This is a genomic window from Micromonospora sicca, assembly GCF_003172935.1.
In the GTDB taxonomy this organism is placed as follows: domain Bacteria; phylum Actinomycetota; class Actinomycetes; order Mycobacteriales; family Micromonosporaceae; genus Micromonospora; species Micromonospora sicca.
This window is the reverse complement of sequence record NZ_QGKS01000127.1, coordinates 1-20,532: the sequence shown is the minus strand read 5'-3', so window position 1 is coordinate 20,532 and position 20,532 is coordinate 1. Positions and strand designations below refer to the sequence as shown.

Here is a 20,532-nt window from a genome sequence, read left to right as displayed (position 1 = left end):
GCTGGCCGGCGCCCCCGGCCCGCCGCCCGCCGGCCAGCTCGGGGTGCGGGTGACCACCGAGGACCTCTCGCTCACCCCGGCCTACTGGAACGCCGACAGCACGGTGACCACGCTGCGCGTGACCGTCACGAACACCGGCAGGGCGCCGGAGCTGATCCGGCTCGGTTACACGCTGCCGGCCGGGCTCACCGACGCGGGGAGCACCGGGTGCGCGCCCGCCGGCGGTGGGCGCTACCGCTGCGGCGGGTGGACCACCGCGCCCGGCGCCCGGTTCAGCAGTTCGATCCGGGTCCGGGTCGACGGGACGGCCTGGCGTTCCATGCCGCTGAGCGGGTCGGTCGGGGTGACCGCCACCGCCCCGGGCGTGGCCGGCGCGGCGGCCGACGACGAGGGCTTCGCGGTGCTCTTCCCGCCCGGCCCGCCGGTGCCCGGCATCTCGCTCCGCGCCGACGAGGTGCTCTTCGACATCAGCGGCGCCCCGAGCGTGGTGACCGTCCGGCTCGGCAACACCGGCCGGGTCGACGCCGCCGGCCGGGTCGAGGTGATCCTGCCCGACGGGGTGACCGCGTCCGGCCCGCCCGCCGGCTGCGTGCCGGTCTCGCCGACCCGGACGCGGTGCGGCCTCGGCACGGTGCCGGCCGGGCGCACCGCCACCCTCCGGCTGCCGGTGACCGCCACGCCGGCGGCACAGCGCCAGGCGCCCCTGGCCGGCGCGGTCGTCGGCCGGCTCGACCCGCGCAACGGCCGGAGCCGGCAGGTGCAGATGAGCTTCCGGATCAACGCGGCGGCCGCCCTGTCCACCCCGCCGGTCGCCACCCCCGCGCCGACCGGCTCCCAGGGCGTGCTCGCCGCCGGCGGACAGGCCTCCGGCGGGCGCGGCCTCAGCTCGGTGCAGCGGACGGCGGTCACCCTCATCACGGTCTCCGGGCTGCTGGTGGTGCTGGCCCTGGTCCTGGCCACCGCCTCGCTGCGCCGGCGGATGGCCGCGGGACCGACCGACCCGACCACCGCGCCGACCGCCGCCGAGTGAGCGCCGGCTCGGGGCGCATCCTCGGGCCGGCGCGACGCGCGTGCGGTGATCTGGATTACGGATGCCGGTACTAAACGCCGCAAAGCCGGGCATACAGCGGCCCGACCAGGTCCCATACGTCGGACCTCCACCAAGGTCGCCCTAAGGGACCGACGTAGGCTCTGACGTGAGGAACGTACCGGGCCGGACAGCTTCGGACGGTCGGCGGCAGCAGCACGTCAAGGAGGTCACGTGGCCGGGCAAGGCGGGGTCACCAACATGTTCAGCCGCCCGTGCGACGGCGCTGGACGAAGCGAGGTGCGGGCGTGACCAAGCAGATCCGTCAACTCGACCGGGTGGTCATCCGGTTCGCCGGCGACTCCGGCGACGGCATGCAGCTCACCGGTGACCGGTTCACCTCCGAGACGGCGCAGCTCGGCAACGACATCTCCACATTGCCGAACTTCCCGGCCGAGATCCGGGCACCCGCCGGCACCCTCCCGGGCGTGTCGAGCTTCCAGGTGCACTTCGCCGACTACGACATCCTGACCCCGGGCGACGCCCCGAACGTCCTGGTCGCGATGAACCCGGCGGCGCTGAAGGCCAACCTGGCCGACCTGCCGCGCGGCGCGGACATCATCGTCAACACCGACGAGTTCAACAAGCGCAACCTCGCCAAGGTGGGCTACCAGGTCAGCCCGCTGGACGACGACTCGCTCGCCGGCTACGTGGTGCACCCGGTGGCGCTGACCTCGATGACGGTCGGCGCGCTGGCCGCGCACGAGGTGTCCAAGAAGGACGCCGAGCGGGCCAAGAACATGTTCGCCCTGGGCCTGCTGAGCTGGATGTACTCCCGGCCGTACGAGTCGACGCTGCGCTTCCTGGAGCGCAAGTTCGCGGCCCGGCCCGAGCTGGTCGCGGCGAACGTGGCCGCCTTCCGGGCGGGCTGGAACTTCGGCGAGACCACCGAGGACTTCTCGGTCCGGTACGAGGTGAAGCCGGCGAAGATGCTGCCGGGCACCTACCGGAACATCACCGGCAACGCGGCGCTCTCGCTCGGCCTGGTGGCCGCCGGGGTGCGCTCCGGGCTGCCGGTCTTCCTCGGGGCGTACCCGATCACCCCGGCCTCGGACATCCTGCACGAGCTGAGCAAGCACAAGAAGTTCGGCGTGATCACCATGCAGGCCGAGGACGAGATCGCGGCGGTGGGGGCCGCGCTCGGCGCGTCGTACGGCGGCTCGCTGGGCGTCACCACCACCAGCGGCCCCGGCGTGGCCCTGAAGAGCGAGACGATCTCCCTCGCGGTGGCGCTGGAACTGCCGCTGGTCATCGTCGACGTGCAGCGGGCCGGGCCGTCCACCGGCATGCCCACCAAGACCGAGCAGGCCGACCTCAACCTGGCGCTGTACGGCCGGCACGGCGAGGCGCCGGTCGCGGTGATCGCCCCGAAGTCGCCCGCCGACTGCTTCCACGCCGCCCTGGAGGCGGCGCGGATCGCGCTGACCTACCGCACCCCGGTGATCCTGCTGTCGGACAACTACGTCGCCAACGGCTCCGAGCCGTGGCTGCTGCCCGACGTGGAGTCCCTGCCCGACCTGCGGGTGGAGTTCGCCACCGCGCCCAACGGCGAGGACGGCACCACCTTCCTGCCGTACCTGCGCGACCCGGAGACCCTGGCCCGGCCGTGGGCCATCCCGGGCACGCCGGGCCTGGAGCACCGGATCGGCGGTCTGGAGAAGGCCGACAAGACCGGTGACATCTCGTACGACCCGGCGAACCACGACTTCATGGTGCGGACCCGGGCGGCGCGGATCGAGACGATCCCGGTGCCGGACATCGAGGTGGAGGACCCGGACGGCGACGCCCGGGTGCTGGTGCTCGGCTGGGGCTCGACGTACGGGCCGATCGGGGCGGCGTGCCGGGGCCTGCGGCAGCGCGGCCTCTCCATCGCCCAGGCGCACCTGCGCCACCTGGCCCCGATGCCGGCCAACCTCGGCGAGGTGCTGCGCGCCTACGACCGGGTCGTCATCCCCGAGATGAACCTCGGCCAGCTCGCCCACGTGATCCGGGCGAAGTACCTGGTCGACGCGATCGGCTACAACCAGGTCCGCGGCCTGCCGTTCACGGCCGCCGAGCTGGAGACGATGCTGGAAGAGGTCCTGAAGAATGTCTGAGCCCCTCGCCCTCAAGCTCACCGCCAAGGACTTCAAGTCCGACCAGGAGGTGCGCTGGTGCCCCGGCTGCGGCGACTACGCGATCCTGGCCGCCGTCCAGCAGTTCATGCCGGAGCTGAACATCCCCCGGGAGAACATCGTCTTCGTCTCCGGGATCGGCTGCTCGTCGCGCTTCCCGTACTACATGAACACGTACGGGATGCACTCGATCCACGGCCGCGCCCCGGCGATCGCCACCGGCCTGTCGGTGTCCCGCCCGGACCTGTCGGTCTGGGTGGTCACCGGTGACGGCGATGCGCTCTCCATCGGCGGCAACCACCTGATCCACGCGCTGCGCCGCAACGTCAACCTGAAGATCCTGCTCTTCAACAACCGGATCTACGGCCTGACCAAGGGGCAGTACTCGCCGACCTCCGAGGTCGGCAAGATCACCAAGTCGACCCCGGTCGGCTCGGCGGACGCCCCGTTCAACCCGCTGTCGCTGGCGCTCGGCGCGGAGGCCACCTTCGTCGGCCGCACCATCGACTCCGACCGCAAGCACCTCCAGTCGGTGCTGCGGGCCGCCGCCGAGCACGAGGGCTCGGCCTTCGTGGAGATCTACCAGAACTGCAACATCTTCAACGACGGCGCGTTCGACCAGCTCAAGGAGCCGGGCACCCGGGACGACTACCTGATCCGGCTGGAGCACGGGCAGCCGATCATCTTCGGCGCAGCTGGCAAGCCGAACAGCCAGGTCGGTGGGCGCGACGGGCAGTTCTGCGTGGTCCACCCGCCGGGCGGCTTCGGCCTGGAGGTGCGGGAGACCGCGTCGGTACGCCCCGAGGAGATCGTCGTGCACGACGCGACGGTCAGCGACCCGGCGTACGCCTTCGCGCTGTCCCGGCTGCCTGGGCTGGACCTGCGGAACACTCCGATCGGCGTGTTCCGCTCGGTCGACCGCCCGTCCTACGACAGCGCGGTGCAGGAGCAGGTCGCCACGGCGAAGGCCAAGGTCAGCGAGACCCCGGAGCAGCAGCTCGCCGGCCTGCTCGGCAGCGGCGACACCTGGACCATTCTCTGACCCGCTGACGGCGCCACGTAAGAAGGAGGCCGCTCCCCGCTCGGGGAACGGCCTCCTTCTTCGTCGGTCAGTGGGCGGAGGTCGCGGCCTGGGGGCGGTCGTCGCGGACGTGGACCAGCATGTCGCCGGTCTCGATCACCGCGGCGGCCCGGTCGTTCAACGTGACCACCTTGCCCCGCCGGACCAGGGCGATGACCAGGGACTCCAGCTCGCGCGGGGACCGGCCCACCTCGTTGCGCTCGGCGGAGCGCATGGCCAGCGCCATGCCCTGCCCCGGGGTGAGCAGGTCCTCCACCACGTCGATCAGCGGCGGGGCGGAGGTGGAGAGGCCGAGCAACCGGCCGGCGGTGGCCGAGGAGACGATCACGTGGTGGGCGCCGCTCTGCTTGAGCAGCGGCGCGTTCTCGGCCTCGCGGACCGCCGCGATGATCCGGACCTGGCCGGCGGTGAGCTGCCGGACGGTCAGCGCCACCAGCACCGAGGCGTCGTCGCTGTCGGTCGCGATGATCACCGACTTGGCGGTCCGGATGTGCGCCTCCTCCAGCACCGACGAGCGGGTGGCGGAGCCCTCGATGGCGACCAGCCCGGCCGAGGTGGCCTGCCGCAGGGCCGGGCCGCTGCGTTCCACCACCACGATCCGGGAGCGGTCCAGCCCGTTCTCCAGCAGGGCGGAGACGGCGCTGCGGCCCTTGGTGCCGTAGCCGCAGATGATGACGTGGTCCTTCACGGTCCTCCTCCACCGCGACAGGCGACGGCCGGTCCGGTACTGCTCGGTCAGGACTTCCAGGGTGGTGCCGACCAGGATGATCAGGAAGAGCACCCGGGCCGGGGTGACGAACAGGACGTTGATCAGGCGCGCCGACGGCGCCGCCGGGGTGATGTCGCCGTATCCCGTGGTGGAGAGCGAGACCACCGCGTAGTAGAAGCAGTCGAGGAGGGTGAGCCCGTCCTCGTTGACGTCGCGGTAGCCGTCCCGGTCCAGGTAGACCGCGGCGACCACGGCGAAGACCAGGCCCAGGGCGGCGAGCAGGCGCAGGCTGAGCGCGCTCAGCGGCCCCCGCCGTTGCGCGGGAAAATGGATCACCGTCGGTCCTGCCCCGCCACAGTCGCTCGCACGTGCACAACATAGCGGGTACGACCTCGGCGGGCCTGTCGGGTGGCCGGCATCGATGTCCGGGCGGGCCGGAAGGGAAGCCGGACCGGCCGGGCCGTCGCCGACGCCGACCAGCGGGCATGATGGGGGAGTCCCGGGATGACGACCGCGAGGAGGCCCGCATGTCGTTGCTGCGACGGGTGATCGGCGGGGTGCTGCGCCGGGTGCGGCTGCGGCAGGGCCGCACGCTGCGCGAGGTGGCCCTGGCGGCCGGGGTGTCGCTGCCCTACCTCTCCGAGGTGGAACGCGGCCGCAAGGAGGCCTCCTCGGAGGTGCTGGCGGCGATCTGCCGGGCGCTCGGGATCAACCTCTCCGACCTGCTCGAGGAGGCCCGGGACGAGCTGCGCCGGGTCGAGCGCCGGGTCCCGGCCACGTCCGGGACGGGCCTGGCCCGACTCGACCGGGTGCCGGTGGTCCGCCACGACGCCGGCCCCCGGCTGCGGATCGGGTTCCACCCCGAGGTGCCGCACCCGGACGGGCCGACGTCGTCCGTGGGCGCGGCGCACGGCATCCGGCACCTCGGCATCGCCGGCACCTACGAGCGCTCGCCGCACGTCGGCGGCGGACTGTTCGCGGGCGGCCCGACCGGGCACGTCGGGTCGACGGTCGGCGGTGCGGGCCTGCGGGTCCGGTTGATCGCCTCCGTGCCGGCCGGGCGCCCCCGGCCGCGTACCTCGGGAGTGCTGGCCCGCAGGCGGGCCCGGGCGGGCCGGCGGCGGCTGACCGCCGGTTAGGCCGGCCCGGTTCTGCCCACGGCCGATCTGCCCCGGGCAGAATCGCTGGGCCCCGGCGTCGGGCCGCCGGAGGCTGGAGATCGCCGGTTCCCCGGGCGATCCGTCGCCCGCCGGCGGCGCGGAGGGCGGTCAGATCATGGGGTACGGCGTGTGGATGCTGGACGGCGGACAGCCGTCCTTCGGTGACCATGTCTTCGAGCGGCTGCTCAGGGAACGGATCATCTTCGTCGGCACCGAGGTCACCGACGAGTCGGCGAACCAGATCTGCGGGCAGATCCTGCTGCTGGCCGCCGAGGACCCGAAGCGGGACATCTTCCTCTACATCAACTCGCCGGGCGGCTCGGTGAGCGCCGGGATGGCCGTCTACGACACCATGCGCTACGTGAAGAACGACGTGGCCACCCTGGCGCTCGGGCTCGCCGGTTCGATGGGGCAGTTCCTGCTCTGCGCGGGCGCGGCCGGAAAGCGGTTCGCGCTCCCCCACTCGCGGATCATGATGCACCAGCCCTCGGGCGGGATGGGCGGCACCGCCGCGGACATCACCATCCAGGCGGAGAACATGCTGCACGTCAAGCGCACCATGCAGCAGCTGATCGCCGAGCACAGCGGGCGGACGCTGGACGAGATCCAGCGGGACTGGGACCGGGACCGCTGGTTCACCGCCGATCAGGCCCGCGAGTACGGCCTGATCGACCGGGTGCTCAGCCGCGCGGAGCAACTGCCCGTCTGACGGCGCGCGACCCGCGTGGCACCGGCCGGGACGGCGCGACGGCCGTGCTGGTCCGTGCGGCGAGCAGTGCGGAACGACGCGATGGGCCCTCCCGGATCGCTGGAGCAGGTGGTCGAGGCGTCGGCGGCGGCCGGCGGCGGACGCGCCCCCTCGATCGCGTCCGTCACCCCTTACCGGGTGGCCACGAAACGCCGATCCTCGATATATACCCGAGCCCATGACGGGCGGGGGCCCTTCGCACCGCGTGGCGGGCGCAGCGTGTTCCGGCGAATTCTTGTTACATCACCGGCACTCCGCGCCCGCCCTCACGTCACGGGTAACTGACCACCGGGCTGGTGCCGTACGAGCCGACGACCGGGGTGCCCGCCTCGTTGATCGTGCGCTCGATCCCGCCGTCTCCGTCGAGGAAGACGGTGATCGCGTCATGGAACCGCACGCCCGCCCGGCGTGGGGCCTCGATCGCCCGGTCGCAGCGGATGTCGACCTCCTGGTTGAAGTAGGAGTAGACGCCGAGCCCCCACGCCTCGTGCTGGCGCACCTGGTCGGCGACCTTGTACGACGCCCAGCCCCGCCCGGTCGGGCTGCTCCACGCGGCCTGGCTCGGCGGGTCGTAGGGCAGCTCGCTCTGGTAGAACACGGTGCGCCCGCGCTCGCCGTTCCAGATCGTCTGGTAGCGCTGATAGTGCTCGACGAAGAGCCCGTAGGCGGTCACGTCGTCGCCGTTGACCACCACGCCGGTGTCGGCGGTGTTGGTGGTCCAGCCGATGGTGCCGTCCTTGCCGTGGTCGCCGCGCCAGGCCCAGATGTTGTCGACGATGGTGTGCCGGCTGTTGACCACCAGGCTGGTCACCGCCCGGCCGACGCGGGGGCCGCCGATCCGGAAGAACACGTCCTGCAGCGAGATCGGGTTGGTCGCGTGGCTGCGGTGGCTGTGCCACCTGCCGACCTCGACCAGCACCTCGGACTCCTCCGGCCCGGCGTCGACCAGCAGGCCGGCGATCCGTACGCCGTCCACATCCTCGATCCGCAGGGCGGCGTCGCCGGTGGTCGGGGCGAGGCTCGGCATGCCGAGGCCGAGCACGACGGTGTCCGGTCGCTTGACCCGCAGCGCCCGGTCCAGCTGGTAGACGCCCGGCGTGAGCAGCAGGTGCCGCCCGCGGGCCAGTTCCTGGTTGATCCGCTGGGCGGAATCGGTGGGCTTGGCGATGTAGAAGTCGCACAGCGGCAGCGAGGGCACCGACCCGGCACCCGCGCCCCAGGTGGTGCCCGCGGTGTCGTGCCGCAGCCCGGGTACGGCCACCCGCCAGCCGCCGGCGGCGTCGACGAAGAGGTACGGCTTCTCCCGGGTGACCGGGCTGGCCGGCAGGGTGGTGTACGGCGGGTTCGGGAAGCCCTGCGCGGGCGCGCCGAGCACCCCGGAGAAGACCTGGTTCCACACCCCGTTGGTCCAGTCGCCGCCGAGTTCGCTGTCCCGGGTCAGCCACTGCTGCTGGGAGCCGTTGATGGTGATGCCGTCCACCTTGGAGTCGGCGATGTAGCCGCCGCTGGAGTAGCCGCCGTTGCCGGGCTCCAGCCAGAGGATGCCCTTGATGTGGACGCGGCGCATCGGGGAGGCCTGGGAGACCGCCCACTGGTTCGACCAGTCGGTGGGCGTGACGGAGAGGTTCTCGGCCGAACGCCAGAAGTTGGTCAGGGCGGAGATGCCGGCCGGTGAGTTGGGGTCGGGCTGGCCGACGACCCGTACCGCGCCGTGGATCTCGACGTCGTCGGGGTGAGCGCCGAGGCCGGCCACGGTGGTGTAGTAGCCCAGCTTGGCGTTGACCTCGTACCGGCCGGGCTTGAAGAGCACGGCGTACCGGTCGGCGCCCATCTCGTTGTGCTCCTGCGCGGCGAAGAGCCGGTCCAGGGTGGACTGGATCTCCGTGGTCGGGGTCGACGGGTCGTACACGAAGACGTTCGGGCCGAAGTCGGGCTCCGCGTCGTGGTCGCTGCCGGTGGGGGCGGCCGCGGCCGGCAGTGCCGGGAGTCCGAGGGCGGTGAGGGACGCCGCCGAAGCCGCGGTGAGGGTGAGGAAACGGCGGCGGGAGGGGTCGAGTGGTCTCATCTGCCTGCCTGTCGGTGGGGTACGGGATCGGCCGGAGCGTGGAGAGCGCTCTCTTGGCCGGGACGTCCTGTTTCTACCCCGTCGGCCCCGGCCGCGCCAGACCGCGCCGGTTCCGGAACTTCAGCGGGCGTCGTAGCGGGCCCGGGCGGCCTCCACCTCGGCCAGGTGGGTGGTGGCCCAGTCCTCCAGGCCGGCCACCAGGTCGAGCACGCTGCGGCCCAGGTCGGTCAGCGCGTAGTCCACCCGGGGCGGGACGGTGGCGTGCACCGTGCGGGTGACCAGGCCGTCGCGCTCCAGGCCGCGCAGGGTCTGGGTGAGCATCTTCTGGCTGATCCCGTCGACCCGCTCGGCCAGTTCGCCGTAGCGCTTGTCGCCGTCGGCGAGAGCGAGGACGAGGAGGACACTCCAGCGGTCGCCGATCCGGTCGATGACCTTCCGGCTGCCGCAGTTCCGGTTGAAGAGATCCGGGTTCACGCCATTACTCTCTTTCGGTGCGTACCGAACTTTGAGGTGCCTACTCTCCAACGGGAAGTATGCCTGCGGTGTTTCCCGTTCCGGTGGGAAGAAGTTCTCATCGCAACCGCAGGGAGTACCCATGTCCATCGTCGTCACCGGCGCCACCGGCCAGCTCGGCCGGCTGATCATCGAGTCGCTGCTCAGCCGGGGCGTACCGGCCCACCAGATCGTGGCCGTCGGCCGCGACACCGACCGACTGGCCGACCTGGGCGGGCGCGGGGTGGTCACCCAGTTGGCCGACTACGACGACGCCGAGTCGCTCCAGGCCGCCTTCGCGGGCGCCGACCAGCTGATGTTCGTCTCCGGCAGCGAGGTCGGCCGCCGCGTCGTGCAGCACGGCAACGTGGTCACCGCCGCCAAGCAGGCCGGCGTCAAGCAGGTGGTCTACACCAGCATCGCGAAGGCCGACACCTCCAGGCTGGTGCTCGCCGCCGAGCACAAGGCGACCGAGCAGCTGATCAAGGACGCCGGCCTGCCGTACGTGTTCCTGCGCAACAGCTGGTACCTGGAGAACTACACCCCCCAGCTCCCGGCGTACCTCCAGCACGGCGTCGCGGGCGCGGCGGACGACGGCCGGGTCAGCGCCGCCACCCGCGCCGACTACGCCGAGGCCGCCGCCGTGGTGCTCACCACCGAGGGCCACACCAACCGGGTGTACGAGCTGGGCGGCACCCCCTTCACGATGACCGCCCTGGCCGCCGAGATCTCCCGGCAGACCGGTACCACGGTCTCGTACCTCGACCTGCCGGTGGACAAGTACACCGAGCTGCTGGTCGCGGCCGGCGTGCCCGAGGGGTACGCGGCCTTGCTCGCCGACGGCGACCGGGGGCTCGCCCAGGGCGACCTGGAGGTCGGGGACGACCTGGCGAAACTGCTCGGCCGTACGCCGACGACGCTCGCCGAAGCGATCCGCGCCGCACTCTGACGCCGCAAACACCGCCGCCCCGGATCCCTGATCCGGGGCGGCGCTGCGCGTTCAGCGGCTACGCGCGTTCCACGCGCTGCTTGACCAGGTCGTCGACCAGGGCCCCCACGTAGTCGGCGGTCTCCTCCCAGCAGGTGACGGCGAAGCACCGGATGCCCATCGCCTTGACCGGGTAGTCGTTGCCGCCCACGTCCAGCCGGTCGCCGACGAAGAGCACGTTGTCGATCTTCAGGTCCAGGCACTCCAGCAGCTTCCGCATGCCGTACGCCTTGTCCACGCCCTTGCGGGTGACGTCGATCGACGTCGAGCCGCCGCCGCGTACCTCCAGGTCGGGAAGCTGCTCGGCGACGGCGTCCCGGAGCCGCTTCTTCTTGCCGCCGTCCGGGTCCCAGCCGTACTTCTCCGCCGGGGGCGCGGACTGGCCCAGCGCGGAGAAGGTGATCTGGCTGCCCCGGTCCTCGATGACGTCACCCCAGGTCTTCGTCTCCCAGAGGCCCAGCGCCTTGGCGGACTCGGTCAGCACCTCGATGACCCGGGCCTTGACCTCGGGGTTCAGGTCCTCCGCATAGACCAGCCGCCACGCCGAGTCCTGCCAGCGGTAGTAGCGGGTGCCGCAGGTGGGCATCAGGTGCAGCCGGAGCCGCTGCTCGTCGGTGAGGTCGAGGTGCGCGAGCACCTGCGACTCGAACTGCTCGAACCGCCCGCCGGAGATGATGAGCACGTCGACCTCGGTCAGCAGGTGGCCGAGCAGCTCCGCCATGCGACGATCGATCTGGGACTTGGAGACAGCCAGGGTGTCGTCCAGGTCGAACGCCACCACTCGAAGATCGTTCATCAAGTACCACCATGTCGTCGCGGGCAGGCCAGGACTAGCAGGGTACCGACGGTGACGTTCCGGGACCCGCGAGGCCCCTTCGTCACGCTCCGCGCTCCTCGACGGAGGGTAACAGCCACCCGTCGGCCGGCATCCCGCGTTCCGCCACCCGATGCCCGCGGGGTGGTCCGCCACCTCCACGGTCAGCCGGGGCGCCCCCGCAGCATGGGCCGGGTCAACCGCCCGCCCATGGCGTCCCCGACCACCACCCCGGCCAACACCAGCACGACGAGGGTGGTCACCAGCACCGGGGGCCAGCCGCCCACCCACGGTGCCGCAACCGCCAGCACCAGCAGCCAGAGCACCCGGTGCCAGGGAACCATGCCGAGGATCCGGTAGGTGAACAGGGTGCGCCCGAGCAGGAACAGCGCAGGCCCGCCCAAGATCAGGGCGGTCCAGCGCGCCGGTGTGTCGCCGGTGGGCCGGTCGATGACCAGGTCGAAACCGGCGGCGGTGCAGACGACGCCGGCCACCATGACCAGGTGGGTGTACGGGGCCAGCCGTGTCGCCCGCCGAAGCAGCTGCGCGGACGTCGTCCGAACGATGGAACCGGCCCCCAGGACGTAGATCTGCCAGAACAGCAGCATGGTGACGAAGGCGGCCAGGAAGGCGGCCAGCCGTGCGCGGGTGAAGTCCGCGGTGCTGATCTCCAGGGTCGGCACCAGGATGATGTCGCCGAGCGCCAGGATGACGAACTGCTGGTACCGCTCGCCCAGGTGCTCGGTCGTCCTCTCGTACTGTCCGACCGGTACCCGGCCCAGCAAGGGTGTGGGGTAGCGCGCCGCCGCCGCGACGTAGTCGATCGTCACCGCGACGGCCCAGAGCGCCCATCGCGGCGCGTCCGGCAGCATGGCCCCGACGATCCAGAAGACGCCGGAGACCAGGAACCAGAAGAGGAAGCGCGCCGCACGCCGTTCGGCCTGATGCCGGTGCTGGTGCAACACGCTCACCAGCACCAGACCCCGCACCAGGTGCGGGGTCACGTACCCGGCGGCGAAGACCAGCGCGTGCGCGTCGGAGGCCAGCGCCGCCGCAGTCAGCACGGCACCCAGCATGGTCACCATCAGGATGGTCTGGATCGGACGCTGGTCCGGGTCGTAGAAGTCGGTGGTGGTCGAGGTGATCGACCAGGTCCACCAGATGGCCATCAGAATGACCACGACCTGTCCGACGCCGGCCCACGAGTCCCGCTCGACGATCAGCATCGAGGTCAGCGCCAATGCGGCCACGAAGACGACGTCGAAAAGCAGCTCCAGCAGGGTCGCCCGGGTCGACCCGCTCGGCCGGCGCACCAGCTCGGTGCTGCCTCCGATCGTCATGCCCGGCCTCCCGCCGCCCGTCACACCCGGCCGCGGGCGACGCCGGCGCCGCGTTTGCGCGCCAGCCGCCGGCGTACGGCCTTCCGGGCGCCGCACCCTCGAGGATTATCGGTGCCGCCGCGGTGGCCCGTATCCGGATCGGCGATTCCGGCCCGGCGGCCGGGTTGCCCGACGGTGACGCGCCTCGCCGTGGCCCCTCACCCGGACGGGCCTGGACCGCCACAGTGGGCGCGGAGCTCCCGGAGGGGAGGAATGATCGTTGATCGAGGGAGAACCGCGGGTTCCGCCTACGAGCCATCCAGCAGGCTGGCGAGCGAGGCAGCGACCACCGCCGGTAGCTCCTCGCAGGACGAGGGGTGCTCGCTGAGCCACCTCCCGGTGCCCTCGGGGTCGACACGCCAACGGGTCAGCTTCGGCTCAGTGACCCATACCGTGTCGGGCGTGTTCTGGTCCCAGGCCGCAAGAACACCGATGCCACCGATCATGGCGGGCCGAGGAGGCGGCAGGACGACGGCGCCGGTCGCGACCTCCACCACCTGGTACTGCCAGTCCCCGCCGGCGGTGTCAGGAGCGGCCTTGGACACTTCGAGGCGGAACTTTCGGACGGCGACAGCGAGGGGCGTCCTGGCCAACCCACGCCAGCACCCTCGGCCGGGCAGTAAGCGGTGCGGTGCGGGCAGCTCTTCGAATTGCCGACATCGCCGTCGAACGGAGAGTCAGCGGTGCCGGTGACCACAGTACAGCCAGCCAGCAACACGGCGGCGGATGCGGCGAGGCCGGCCGATCGACCCCCTGGCCGACCAGGGTGCTCGCGCGGAAGTATCCGGTCCCTGATCGTTGATCAAGGGTCTGGCCTGGTGCCCCCGGCAGGATTCGAACCTGCGACACACGGTTTAGGAAGGCAGGTGCGCTTGCCGGACGATCCGGCCTCTTACCAGGGCATTCGCCCGACCCTTCACCAGCGGCGGCCTTGACCATTCCGCACGATGTTCCGGATCTTGTCTTCTCGGCCCTGGATCTATGGGTTCCAGGCGCGGTGGCGGTAGCGGCCCTCGCGACCCACACGGTGGAACCTTCGCCGCGAAACGGCACGGGCAGCCGCCGGACGCGACGAACAGTATGCTGCGCCCCGAATGGAAGCGGGGGATCAATGAGTGTGGTTGATCGGATGCGCGGCGGAGCGTTTGTCGCGGGCGTGCTGGTGGTAGCGGGACTTGCCGGCTGCGTGAAACAGGCCGTCCCGCCACCACCCCCACCGCCGTCGGTGAACCCCGCGCCGTCGGCATCGCCCAACGAGCCCGAGGCCCTGATGGCGACCATTCGCGGGCTGGTCGAGCAGGCCGGTGTCGGTGACGACATCCGGGAGCGCGAGATCGAGGTCGGCGAGCGGTACGGACCCTGCGACCTGCTCATCGCCGACCACGACCGGTCGAAGGTGGGCGGGTTGGAGTTCGATCAGGTGTGGGGCGCCGGCCTCGAGGTCAACCCCGTGGGGATCTTCATCGACGTCCAGCCCCCGATGACCCTTCTGGACGTCACGGTGATTAGTCTGCCCGATGCCTCCGCGGCCGTCGCGGCCGCACGTGCGGCGCGCACCGTACGGTGCCCGAGGGAGGCTTTCCGCCTCAGCATCGGGTTGGCGACTGCCCGGTGGGGCGCACGCACGGTGACCATCGAGTCGACGAGCGCGCGGCTGACCACGGCGACGGTGAGCCGAGTGGACCCGGAATCCGCAGACGGAATGCCATTCCTGCCCGGCGATGCGCGGCTGATTCTCGCGCACGGCCGGCTGCTGATCAGCATCGAGGCGCTCACTTTCTGGCCGCGCAAGGTGAACACCGCAGCCGAGGTCACCGCCATGGCTCAGGAAAAGGCGACATCCCTAGCTACGGCGATCGTGAAGACCCTCCCAACGGCAAGCGAGGGTTGAGCCGCGCGTCGCGACGCGGCTTTGGCGGGGATGCGGCGCATGTCCGTGGCCGGACGTCTCGCTTACAAGCGCTGTGCAGGTCGTCCGGCATCGTCCGGGCATGTTCGCAACCTCGGGCGTCAATCCCTACTCGGCTGCCGACGGGCACTCTCGTCCGGCGCGGTTGCTGTCGCCTCTGCTGTCGGCGGCCAGCTTCGCCGCGTCGCTGGGCCCTGCACTGCAAAGGTGGCTTCATCCCGTGACCGTCTGCCGATCAATGTCGGCGACTGGCGTTGGAGTCAAGGGCTGAGCTGTCCTGTAGCAGCGGTTGGTTGTCGCACGTTGTTGGCTTCTCGCTGGCGGCCTAGCTGGTCATAGTGCGGGACCTGGCGCGGAACGCAACCCTGAGGGAGCTTCCGCGCCAGGCCCGGCAACGGTCTTCAGGCGTCGCTTCAGACCTTCTGCTCGGTGAAGATGCGCTGCACGTCGGCGTCGCTCAGCATGCCCTGGTACACGCCGAGGTCATCGACCTGCCCGTACAGCCATCCGTCCGGTCCCGCCGGCGTGGTCGACCGCCCGACCAGCATCGCACCCGGCGCCTGTCGGGGCTGCCAGGCGGCGTTCAGTCCGACCGTCTCGGCCAAGGTCCCGTCGACATAGAGCCGGGCCTGCCGGTGCGTGGCGTCGAGGACCGCGACAAGGTGATGCCACTGGTCGACGCCGGTCGCCGGCGCGGTCGCATAGGTGGTCGCGGAGTCATCCGCCCCGGCGGCCACCCCGAACACCCACTGCCCGCCGTTGGCCGGCTCGTACCCAAGCCGGAAGGCACTGCGGTCGGCGTCGTCCTGCGAGATGACCGTCTGAGCGCCGCGCGCCGGGTCGAGCCGCACCCAGGTCGCCACCGTGAAGGACTGGTCGGTGCGGAGCACCGGCCCGTCCTGCCAGACCGGGTTCCAGTCCTCGCCCACGTTGTGCTGGGTGCGGGCGTACTCCCGGGTCGCCTCGCCGTAGTGCGGGTCGGACGGGTCGTCAATCCAATGGGTGTCGTCGAGAGTGAGGGCCAGGTCCCGGTGGCCGGCGTCGATAAAGCTGCCCTGCGTGAGGGCGAGCTGGCGTCCAAAGGCGGTGACGTCCGGTGCGGAGCAGAGGGTCGGGTCGAGGTTCTCCTCGTAGCACGGGGTAGCCGCCTCGAAGTTCCACCCCCCGACCTGCCATGGCCGCAGCAGACCCGGCTCATTGAACCCTCCGGAGGCCGGGTCGTCGGCGAGCCAGCCGGTGAAGTCCTGGCCGACCAGCACCCGGTCGTACACCCGGACGTCGGCCAGGTTGCCCCGCCACCAGGAGGTGTCACCGCGGCCCAGCCGGAACTCGCCGGACGGGTCGTTGACAGCGGTCACGTTGCTCACCGTCGCCTCAGCCACCCCGTCCACCCACAGGGTGAGCGTCCGTGCGGTGGCGTCGTGCACCACTGCCAGGTGGGTCCAGAGCCCGACCTGGGGCGTCGAGCTCGACCGGGCGATGGACAACTTGCCGCCCTTGCCGGTCTTGGACGGCATTTGGACCTGCCACCGGTTGCTGGCCTTGTCGTAGCCGACCGAGACGGTGGCCTGGCCGGCGCTGGCCTTACTGGTGAAGACCCAGCTGACCGAGGTGTCGGTGAGCCGCACCCAGGCCGCGAGAGAGAAGGTCCCCGCCGTGTTCAGGGTCGAGGGCGACGCCGACAGGTACGACGATGTGCCGTCAAAGCCCACCGTCTGGCCACCGACGAACCGGGCGTCGTCCTGCCAGGCGATGTTCGAGCCGGTCAGCGGGGTGTCGCCGCCGACTGCGGGCTGCCGGTCGGCGAGCCCCTGCGCCTGAGTTATCCCTGGATACGCCTCCAACCCCCACGTCGCCGTCGCTCCGGATGGGAGGCCGACGGTGGTGGTGGCGCGGGGCTTTGCGTCCGCCGTGGTGGCTGCGGTAAGGGGCAGCAGCAAGGCGGCGCAGGCCACGGCCAAGCGCAACGCGGCCCTGCGGGCCGGACCCTGAGCAGGGCCGAAAAAGGAGCTGTTGTTGGTCATCGAACCTTCCCCGTGAAGACCGATGGCTGTGACCGGCGAGGAAGTGACGAGCGCCCGCCGGATCGCCGAGACAGTGTCACAGGACGATGGATGCATCGCTACCCCGAAATCGGTCTTGCCCGTGCGGCTGGACGTCCTGCACGGCAACAGCGGGAGTCATTGCGCGAACGGAGACGGCGGCAGGTGGGGCAGTGGAGGGGCTTGATTCGTCGAATCGGTACGTTCGATCTGCCACCGCACAACGGTGGGCGCCGCGAGCCGGGCAAGGTGCCAGCCGAGGAACCCGACGGCTATGACGAGCGACAGGGCCGCCAGACCGAACAGCAATTCCCGCAGAAGTACCCGGCGGTCAACGGGACGGCCGGGTGGCAGGGTCTCGACGCCGAGTGCCCAGGGAGGGGGAGGCCACATCATAGTTGCGACAGCACCTCCTGGACCACGGTGGAAGCCGATTCGACGATGGATGCGTCGGTAGCACCGACAGCCTCGTACCCCACGTAGACGAGATAGGTGCCGAGACAGGCGGTGAAGTGGATGACCCGGCCGGTGTCGCGGTCCCCCGAAACGAAGTAGGAAGCGCCGTCGCCGAGTGCGACCCGGTGGTTGGTGCGGTTGATGGCCCACGACAGCGACCCGTCACGCTTGATGCACTGCGGGCCCTGGCCGTCGTGCCGGCCGAGGCGAACCAACGCGACCCACAGCGAGGCACGTGCCCCATTGACAGTGGGCCCACTCTCGGTCGAACAGGTGTTTGAGCGGGTACCGGGGCGACTCCCCTCCTCGCCCTCGGCCTGCAGCGGCCCGCGCCCAGGTACGAGAAGGTCGAACACCTCGGGTCGGATGAGCTGACATACCGAGCGCGGCGAGGGCGGGTCAACGGTCGCACTCCCCCAGCCTTTCCACAGACCGACCGCGGCGGCCACCAGGATGCAGACGGCCAGCACCGCGACCCGGACCCGGATCCCCGAACTCACACCGCCAGTGTGCCAAGGCAGGCAAGGGCCCGACCCTTCGGCTCGAACCTGGAGTCTCGGTGTTAGCCGCTCATCCAGCCGCCGCCCGCAGTCGACATCTCGCTTACAGGTTCTGGGCGCTTCGTCCGGCGGGGTCCGTCCGCGTACGCGACCTCGGGCGACTGTCCGCGCTCGGCGGCCGGCGCCTGCCTGTACTTCGCCGCGCTCCGCCCCGGAGAAGCGCTGGGGCTCCGGGAGCGGGACTACGACCTTCCCGAGACGGGATGGGGTCGGCTCACGTTGGCGAAGAGTCGCCCCCAGGCGGGCAAGCGGTGGACCGACAGCGGCCAGGTCCACGACGATCGCGGGCTGAAGCACCGGGCCGAGGACGAGCCGCGCGGCGTGCCGATCCCGCCCGCGCTGGTGAAGATCCTGCGGGAGCACATCGATCGGTTCGGTGCCGCCAAGGACGGTCGCCTGTTCCGCAGCGAGCGGGGCAACGTCGTTGCCGCCTCGACCTACTCTCGCGTCTGGGATGAGGCGCGGCGTCTGGCCTTGACTCCGCGTCAGGTTGACTCCCCGCTCGCTGGTCGACCGTACGACCTGCGGCACGGTGCCGTCTCGTTGTGGCTCAACGCGGGCGTTCCGGCAACGGAGGTCGCCGAGCGGGCCGGGCACTCCGTCGATGTGCTGCTCAAGGTCTACGCCACGTGCATCGATGGGGAAGAGGCCACCGTCAACGGCCGGATCGACGAGGCGTTGACCGGCGTTGCCTGGCCCGCATGATGGTCGCCATTCCGGATCTTGCCCCCGGGCACCCCGGCTGACCTGGGCAGATGCCTTCAAGACCATTCCGCGCATGTTCCGTGACCTACGACAAACGGCGGCTTTCAGTGGCCTACGGCTGCACACGCCAACCAATCGAGCGCCGTGTGTATTGCCAGCTCAGGTAGCGTTTTCCCTGATCTTCGAGGTGCCCCCGGCAGGATTCGAACCTGCGACACACGGTTTAGGAAACCGATGCTCTATCCCCTGAGCTACGAGGGCGCGATGGCCCAGCCTACCTGCCAGCGGGTGCCCAGGAGCACCCAGGAGTACCCGCGTGTGCTCACGGGCGCCAGCCGCCCGCTGCTCCGACCAGCGGAGCACACATGGAGCACACCGATGCCCGCCGGTCCGACCCGTGCCAACCGCTGCCCGGCCGTGACCGCGGCCGCCCATCGGTACCCACGACTCACCGAGCACATTCCGAGCACAGCAGAGATCATCTGACACACCGACAATCGGTGCGCTGGTTCAGCGTCGGGTCGGTGCCCGGTCACCCTGCTACCAGCGGATACGGAGCATCGGACTACGGATCAGAAGGTTAGGGGTTCGAGTCCCTTCGGGCGCACAAGATCAAACGAGCCTGACCTGCGGAAACGCGGGTCAGGCTCGTTGCTTGTCCGTCCCTTGTGGACGTGTGGCTGCTCGGTGGCTGCTCGTCCGACGAGCATCCCCTACGTCCGGTCCGGTCCGGCGTGTTCCGGGGCGTCGGGTTCGGTCCAGCGGGCGTCGCGCTTGATGATCACCTTACTGATAGGCGAACGTCGATGGTATTGCTCGGTGGTGTTGCCTTTGTCGTGGGTCGCCTCTTGGTGCGGGCCCACCTGCCGGGCAGCGAGTCAGGGCGCGCACGCGAGGGCGCTACGGCCTGGTCGGGGTGGGCGTCGTCCCCAGGGCGGCCGGCAAACGGCCTGCGAGCAGGATCTCGCCGACGTCCTCGGCCAGGCCGAGCCGCTGCTCAGCGAACTCGGCTACACCGCGTGACAGCGGTCGCATCAGTAGAGTGCCAGGGGTCGCCCGCCCCGGCGCGCCGTCCCGCTAACGCGGGCCGCCGGGGCCGCCGACCGTGGGGCCGGCGACCATGCTGGGGAGAGGTTGCGGTGGTACGACGGCTACGACGGACGACGGCAGTCATGTTCGCCCTGGCCTTGCCGCCCGACCGGGTCAGCGCGGCCTGCCCCGTCGGCGGCGTACCAGCCACAGCACCAGCAGCACGACCACGGCGATAACCACCAGGCAGCAGAGCAGGCCCGCACCGCCCCGCGGCCTGCGCCCGGCGGCCTCCACCACCCGCTCGCCGGTCCCCGTGGACGCCCAAGCCGCGACCGGCACGAACAACGAGAGCACGACCGCACCAAGGACCGCGGCGAGCCGGCCCCACCAGTTGTTCCATGCAGACATGCACTCATCGTCGCCGAGTAGGACAACCAGGGCATGCCAGATGGGTGAGGCGATAAGTCACAAATCGGCGAACGGCCCGGGAGGTACCTCCGGGCCCGTAGCGGCCGCCGCCGGCCACCCGTCGCAGCACGTCACGGCCGGGTGACAAACGCCCAACGGCCTGCCCGCGCACGGCACCGGTCGGTACTGTCACGGGCGTTGGAGCGGCGGGCGCGGAAGTGGTGCCGGGCCCGCCGCTCCCACCATGTCGCCCGAAGGGGTTCCCGCGTCGGCAGGTCTAGCGTCCTTGCCGCCCCGCCCTTCGGCGTGTGGTGACGGGACGACGGACCATCAGGGGGCCGCCGCCGACAGCAGCGGATGTCCGTCGCCCCGTCGCCCAGCAGTCATCTAGCCGCGCCCGCTCGTCGCCGACTCCGACGAGGGTTATCCCTTGTAGAGGTGCGCGAGGGTCGCGCGCGGATGGCCGTGACCGCCGGGGGTTGGTAGCGCCTGAACGGGTCCGGATCGCGCCGCTGGTGCCTTGGTCACCTTGTTCCACGTTGCGGCAGACAACGGGTGGCGGGGCCGGTTGTCCGTGCGGCGCGCGGATGGCGGATCGCGCTGAGCGCCGCGCGCGACGGCCAGACGAGTCGGCCAGCGGGAATGGCAAGTTACTTACGAGGTCGTGCACGATTAGGACCCGGCAGTGCTTGTATGCCTGGTTCGGTTTGGTGGTTTGCCTACCGTTCGGCGCAGCGGTCGGAGACCAGTCCGGCGATGGCGAGCGTGGTGTCTTCGAAGTGT

At 70.9% G+C, this 20,532-nt stretch carries 17 protein-coding genes and 1 tRNA gene; 8 read left to right on the top strand and 10 right to left on the bottom strand.

Annotation, left to right across the window (positions count from 1 at the left end; all coding sequences use genetic code 11):
• From DKT69_RS06060 to DKT69_RS06050, 3 genes are all read left to right on the top strand, one after another.
• Positions 1-1,030, top strand: a 1,030-nt coding sequence (locus DKT69_RS06060; RefSeq protein WP_109800598.1) for a hypothetical protein, incomplete at its 5' end; no start/stop codon positions are given.
• A 305-nt stretch (positions 1,031-1,335) separates the two neighbouring features.
• Positions 1,336-3,183 carry a 2-oxoacid:acceptor oxidoreductase subunit alpha gene (locus DKT69_RS06055; protein ID WP_109800597.1) on the top strand — a complete coding sequence of 616 codons (1,848 nt, stop codon included), beginning with the start codon at positions 1,336-1,338 and terminating at the stop codon, positions 3,181-3,183.
• On the top strand, positions 3,176-4,243 hold the full coding sequence (locus tag DKT69_RS06050) for a 2-oxoacid:ferredoxin oxidoreductase subunit beta (protein ID WP_109800596.1): 1,068 nt from the start codon (positions 3,176-3,178) through the stop codon (positions 4,241-4,243). The genes DKT69_RS06055 and DKT69_RS06050 overlap by 8 nt, the downstream gene beginning before the upstream one ends.
• 67 nt (positions 4,244-4,310) lie before the next feature.
• On the opposite strand, the gene DKT69_RS06045 is transcribed toward DKT69_RS06050, so the two are convergent.
• Positions 4,311-5,327, bottom strand: a complete 1,017-nt coding sequence (locus DKT69_RS06045) for a potassium channel family protein (protein WP_109800595.1) — start codon at positions 5,325-5,327, stop codon at positions 4,311-4,313.
• Between the two features lie 191 nt (positions 5,328-5,518).
• Between DKT69_RS06045 and DKT69_RS06040 the strand changes: the two genes are divergently transcribed.
• Both DKT69_RS06040 and DKT69_RS06035 read left to right on the top strand, forming a co-directional pair.
• Complete coding sequence (locus DKT69_RS06040) at positions 5,519-6,130, top strand: helix-turn-helix domain-containing protein (protein WP_109800599.1); 612 nt, start codon at positions 5,519-5,521, stop codon at positions 6,128-6,130.
• Between the two features lie 136 nt (positions 6,131-6,266).
• Complete coding sequence (locus DKT69_RS06035; protein WP_109800594.1) at positions 6,267-6,860, top strand: ATP-dependent Clp protease proteolytic subunit; 594 nt, start codon at positions 6,267-6,269, stop codon at positions 6,858-6,860.
• 310 nt (positions 6,861-7,170) lie between these two features.
• Here DKT69_RS06035 and DKT69_RS06030 read toward each other — a convergent pair whose 3' ends face one another.
• Both DKT69_RS06030 and DKT69_RS06025 read right to left on the bottom strand, forming a co-directional pair.
• Complete coding sequence (locus DKT69_RS06030; protein ID WP_109800593.1) at positions 7,171-8,964, bottom strand: pectate lyase-like domain-containing protein; 1,794 nt, start codon at positions 8,962-8,964, stop codon at positions 7,171-7,173.
• 120 nt (positions 8,965-9,084) lie between these two features.
• Positions 9,085-9,438: a winged helix-turn-helix transcriptional regulator gene (locus DKT69_RS06025; protein WP_236647363.1), complete on the bottom strand. Its 354-nt coding sequence runs from the start codon at positions 9,436-9,438 to the stop codon at positions 9,085-9,087.
• A gap of 121 nt (positions 9,439-9,559) precedes the next feature.
• On the opposite strand from DKT69_RS06025, the gene DKT69_RS06020 reads away from it, so the two are divergent.
• Positions 9,560-10,405 (top strand): SDR family oxidoreductase, encoded by an 846-nt coding sequence (locus tag DKT69_RS06020; RefSeq protein WP_109800591.1) that lies wholly within the window; start codon positions 9,560-9,562, stop codon positions 10,403-10,405.
• Between the two features lie 58 nt (positions 10,406-10,463).
• On the opposite strand, the gene DKT69_RS06015 is transcribed toward DKT69_RS06020, so the two are convergent.
• The 3 genes from DKT69_RS06015 to DKT69_RS06005 all read right to left on the bottom strand — a co-directional run bounded on the left by DKT69_RS06015 (position 10,464) and on the right by DKT69_RS06005 (position 13,230).
• The gene (locus DKT69_RS06015) at positions 10,464-11,240 is read right to left on the bottom strand and encodes an HAD-IIB family hydrolase (RefSeq protein WP_109800590.1); all 777 of its coding nucleotides are present in this window, start codon (positions 11,238-11,240) and stop codon (positions 10,464-10,466) included.
• A 182-nt stretch (positions 11,241-11,422) separates the two neighbouring features.
• Complete coding sequence (locus DKT69_RS06010) at positions 11,423-12,598, bottom strand: low temperature requirement protein A (protein WP_109800589.1); 1,176 nt, start codon at positions 12,596-12,598, stop codon at positions 11,423-11,425.
• A gap of 287 nt (positions 12,599-12,885) precedes the next feature.
• Positions 12,886-13,230, bottom strand: coding sequence for a hypothetical protein (locus DKT69_RS06005; RefSeq protein ID WP_109800588.1), 345 nt, complete (start codon positions 13,228-13,230; stop codon positions 12,886-12,888).
• Positions 13,231-13,748: 518 nt separating this feature from the next.
• Here DKT69_RS06005 and DKT69_RS06000 point away from each other — a divergent pair.
• Positions 13,749-14,528, top strand: a complete 780-nt coding sequence (locus DKT69_RS06000) for a hypothetical protein (RefSeq protein ID WP_236647362.1) — start codon at positions 13,749-13,751, stop codon at positions 14,526-14,528.
• A gap of 431 nt (positions 14,529-14,959) precedes the next feature.
• Here the strand turns inward: DKT69_RS06000 and DKT69_RS05995 are convergent, their stop codons facing one another.
• Together DKT69_RS05995 and DKT69_RS05990 are read right to left on the bottom strand one after the other, a co-directional pair.
• Positions 14,960-16,570, bottom strand: coding sequence for a LamG domain-containing protein (locus DKT69_RS05995; protein ID WP_146230990.1), 1,611 nt, complete (start codon positions 16,568-16,570; stop codon positions 14,960-14,962).
• Positions 16,571-16,980: 410 nt separating this feature from the next.
• Positions 16,981-17,544 (bottom strand): hypothetical protein, encoded by a 564-nt coding sequence (locus DKT69_RS05990; RefSeq protein ID WP_109800585.1) that lies wholly within the window; start codon positions 17,542-17,544, stop codon positions 16,981-16,983.
• Between the two features lie 72 nt (positions 17,545-17,616).
• On the opposite strand from DKT69_RS05990, the gene DKT69_RS05985 reads away from it, so the two are divergent.
• Positions 17,617-18,309: a tyrosine-type recombinase/integrase gene (locus tag DKT69_RS05985; protein ID WP_309233969.1), complete on the top strand. Its 693-nt coding sequence runs from the start codon at positions 17,617-17,619 to the stop codon at positions 18,307-18,309.
• 188 nt (positions 18,310-18,497) lie between these two features.
• Here DKT69_RS05985 and DKT69_RS05980 read toward each other — a convergent pair.
• Both DKT69_RS05980 and DKT69_RS05970 read right to left on the bottom strand, forming a co-directional pair.
• Positions 18,498-18,570, bottom strand: a tRNA-Arg gene (locus DKT69_RS05980).
• 942 nt (positions 18,571-19,512) lie between these two features.
• Positions 19,513-19,749 carry a hypothetical protein gene (locus DKT69_RS05970; RefSeq protein ID WP_109800584.1) on the bottom strand — a complete coding sequence of 79 codons (237 nt, stop codon included), beginning with the start codon at positions 19,747-19,749 and terminating at the stop codon, positions 19,513-19,515.
• Positions 19,750-20,532: the final 783 nt, after the last annotated feature.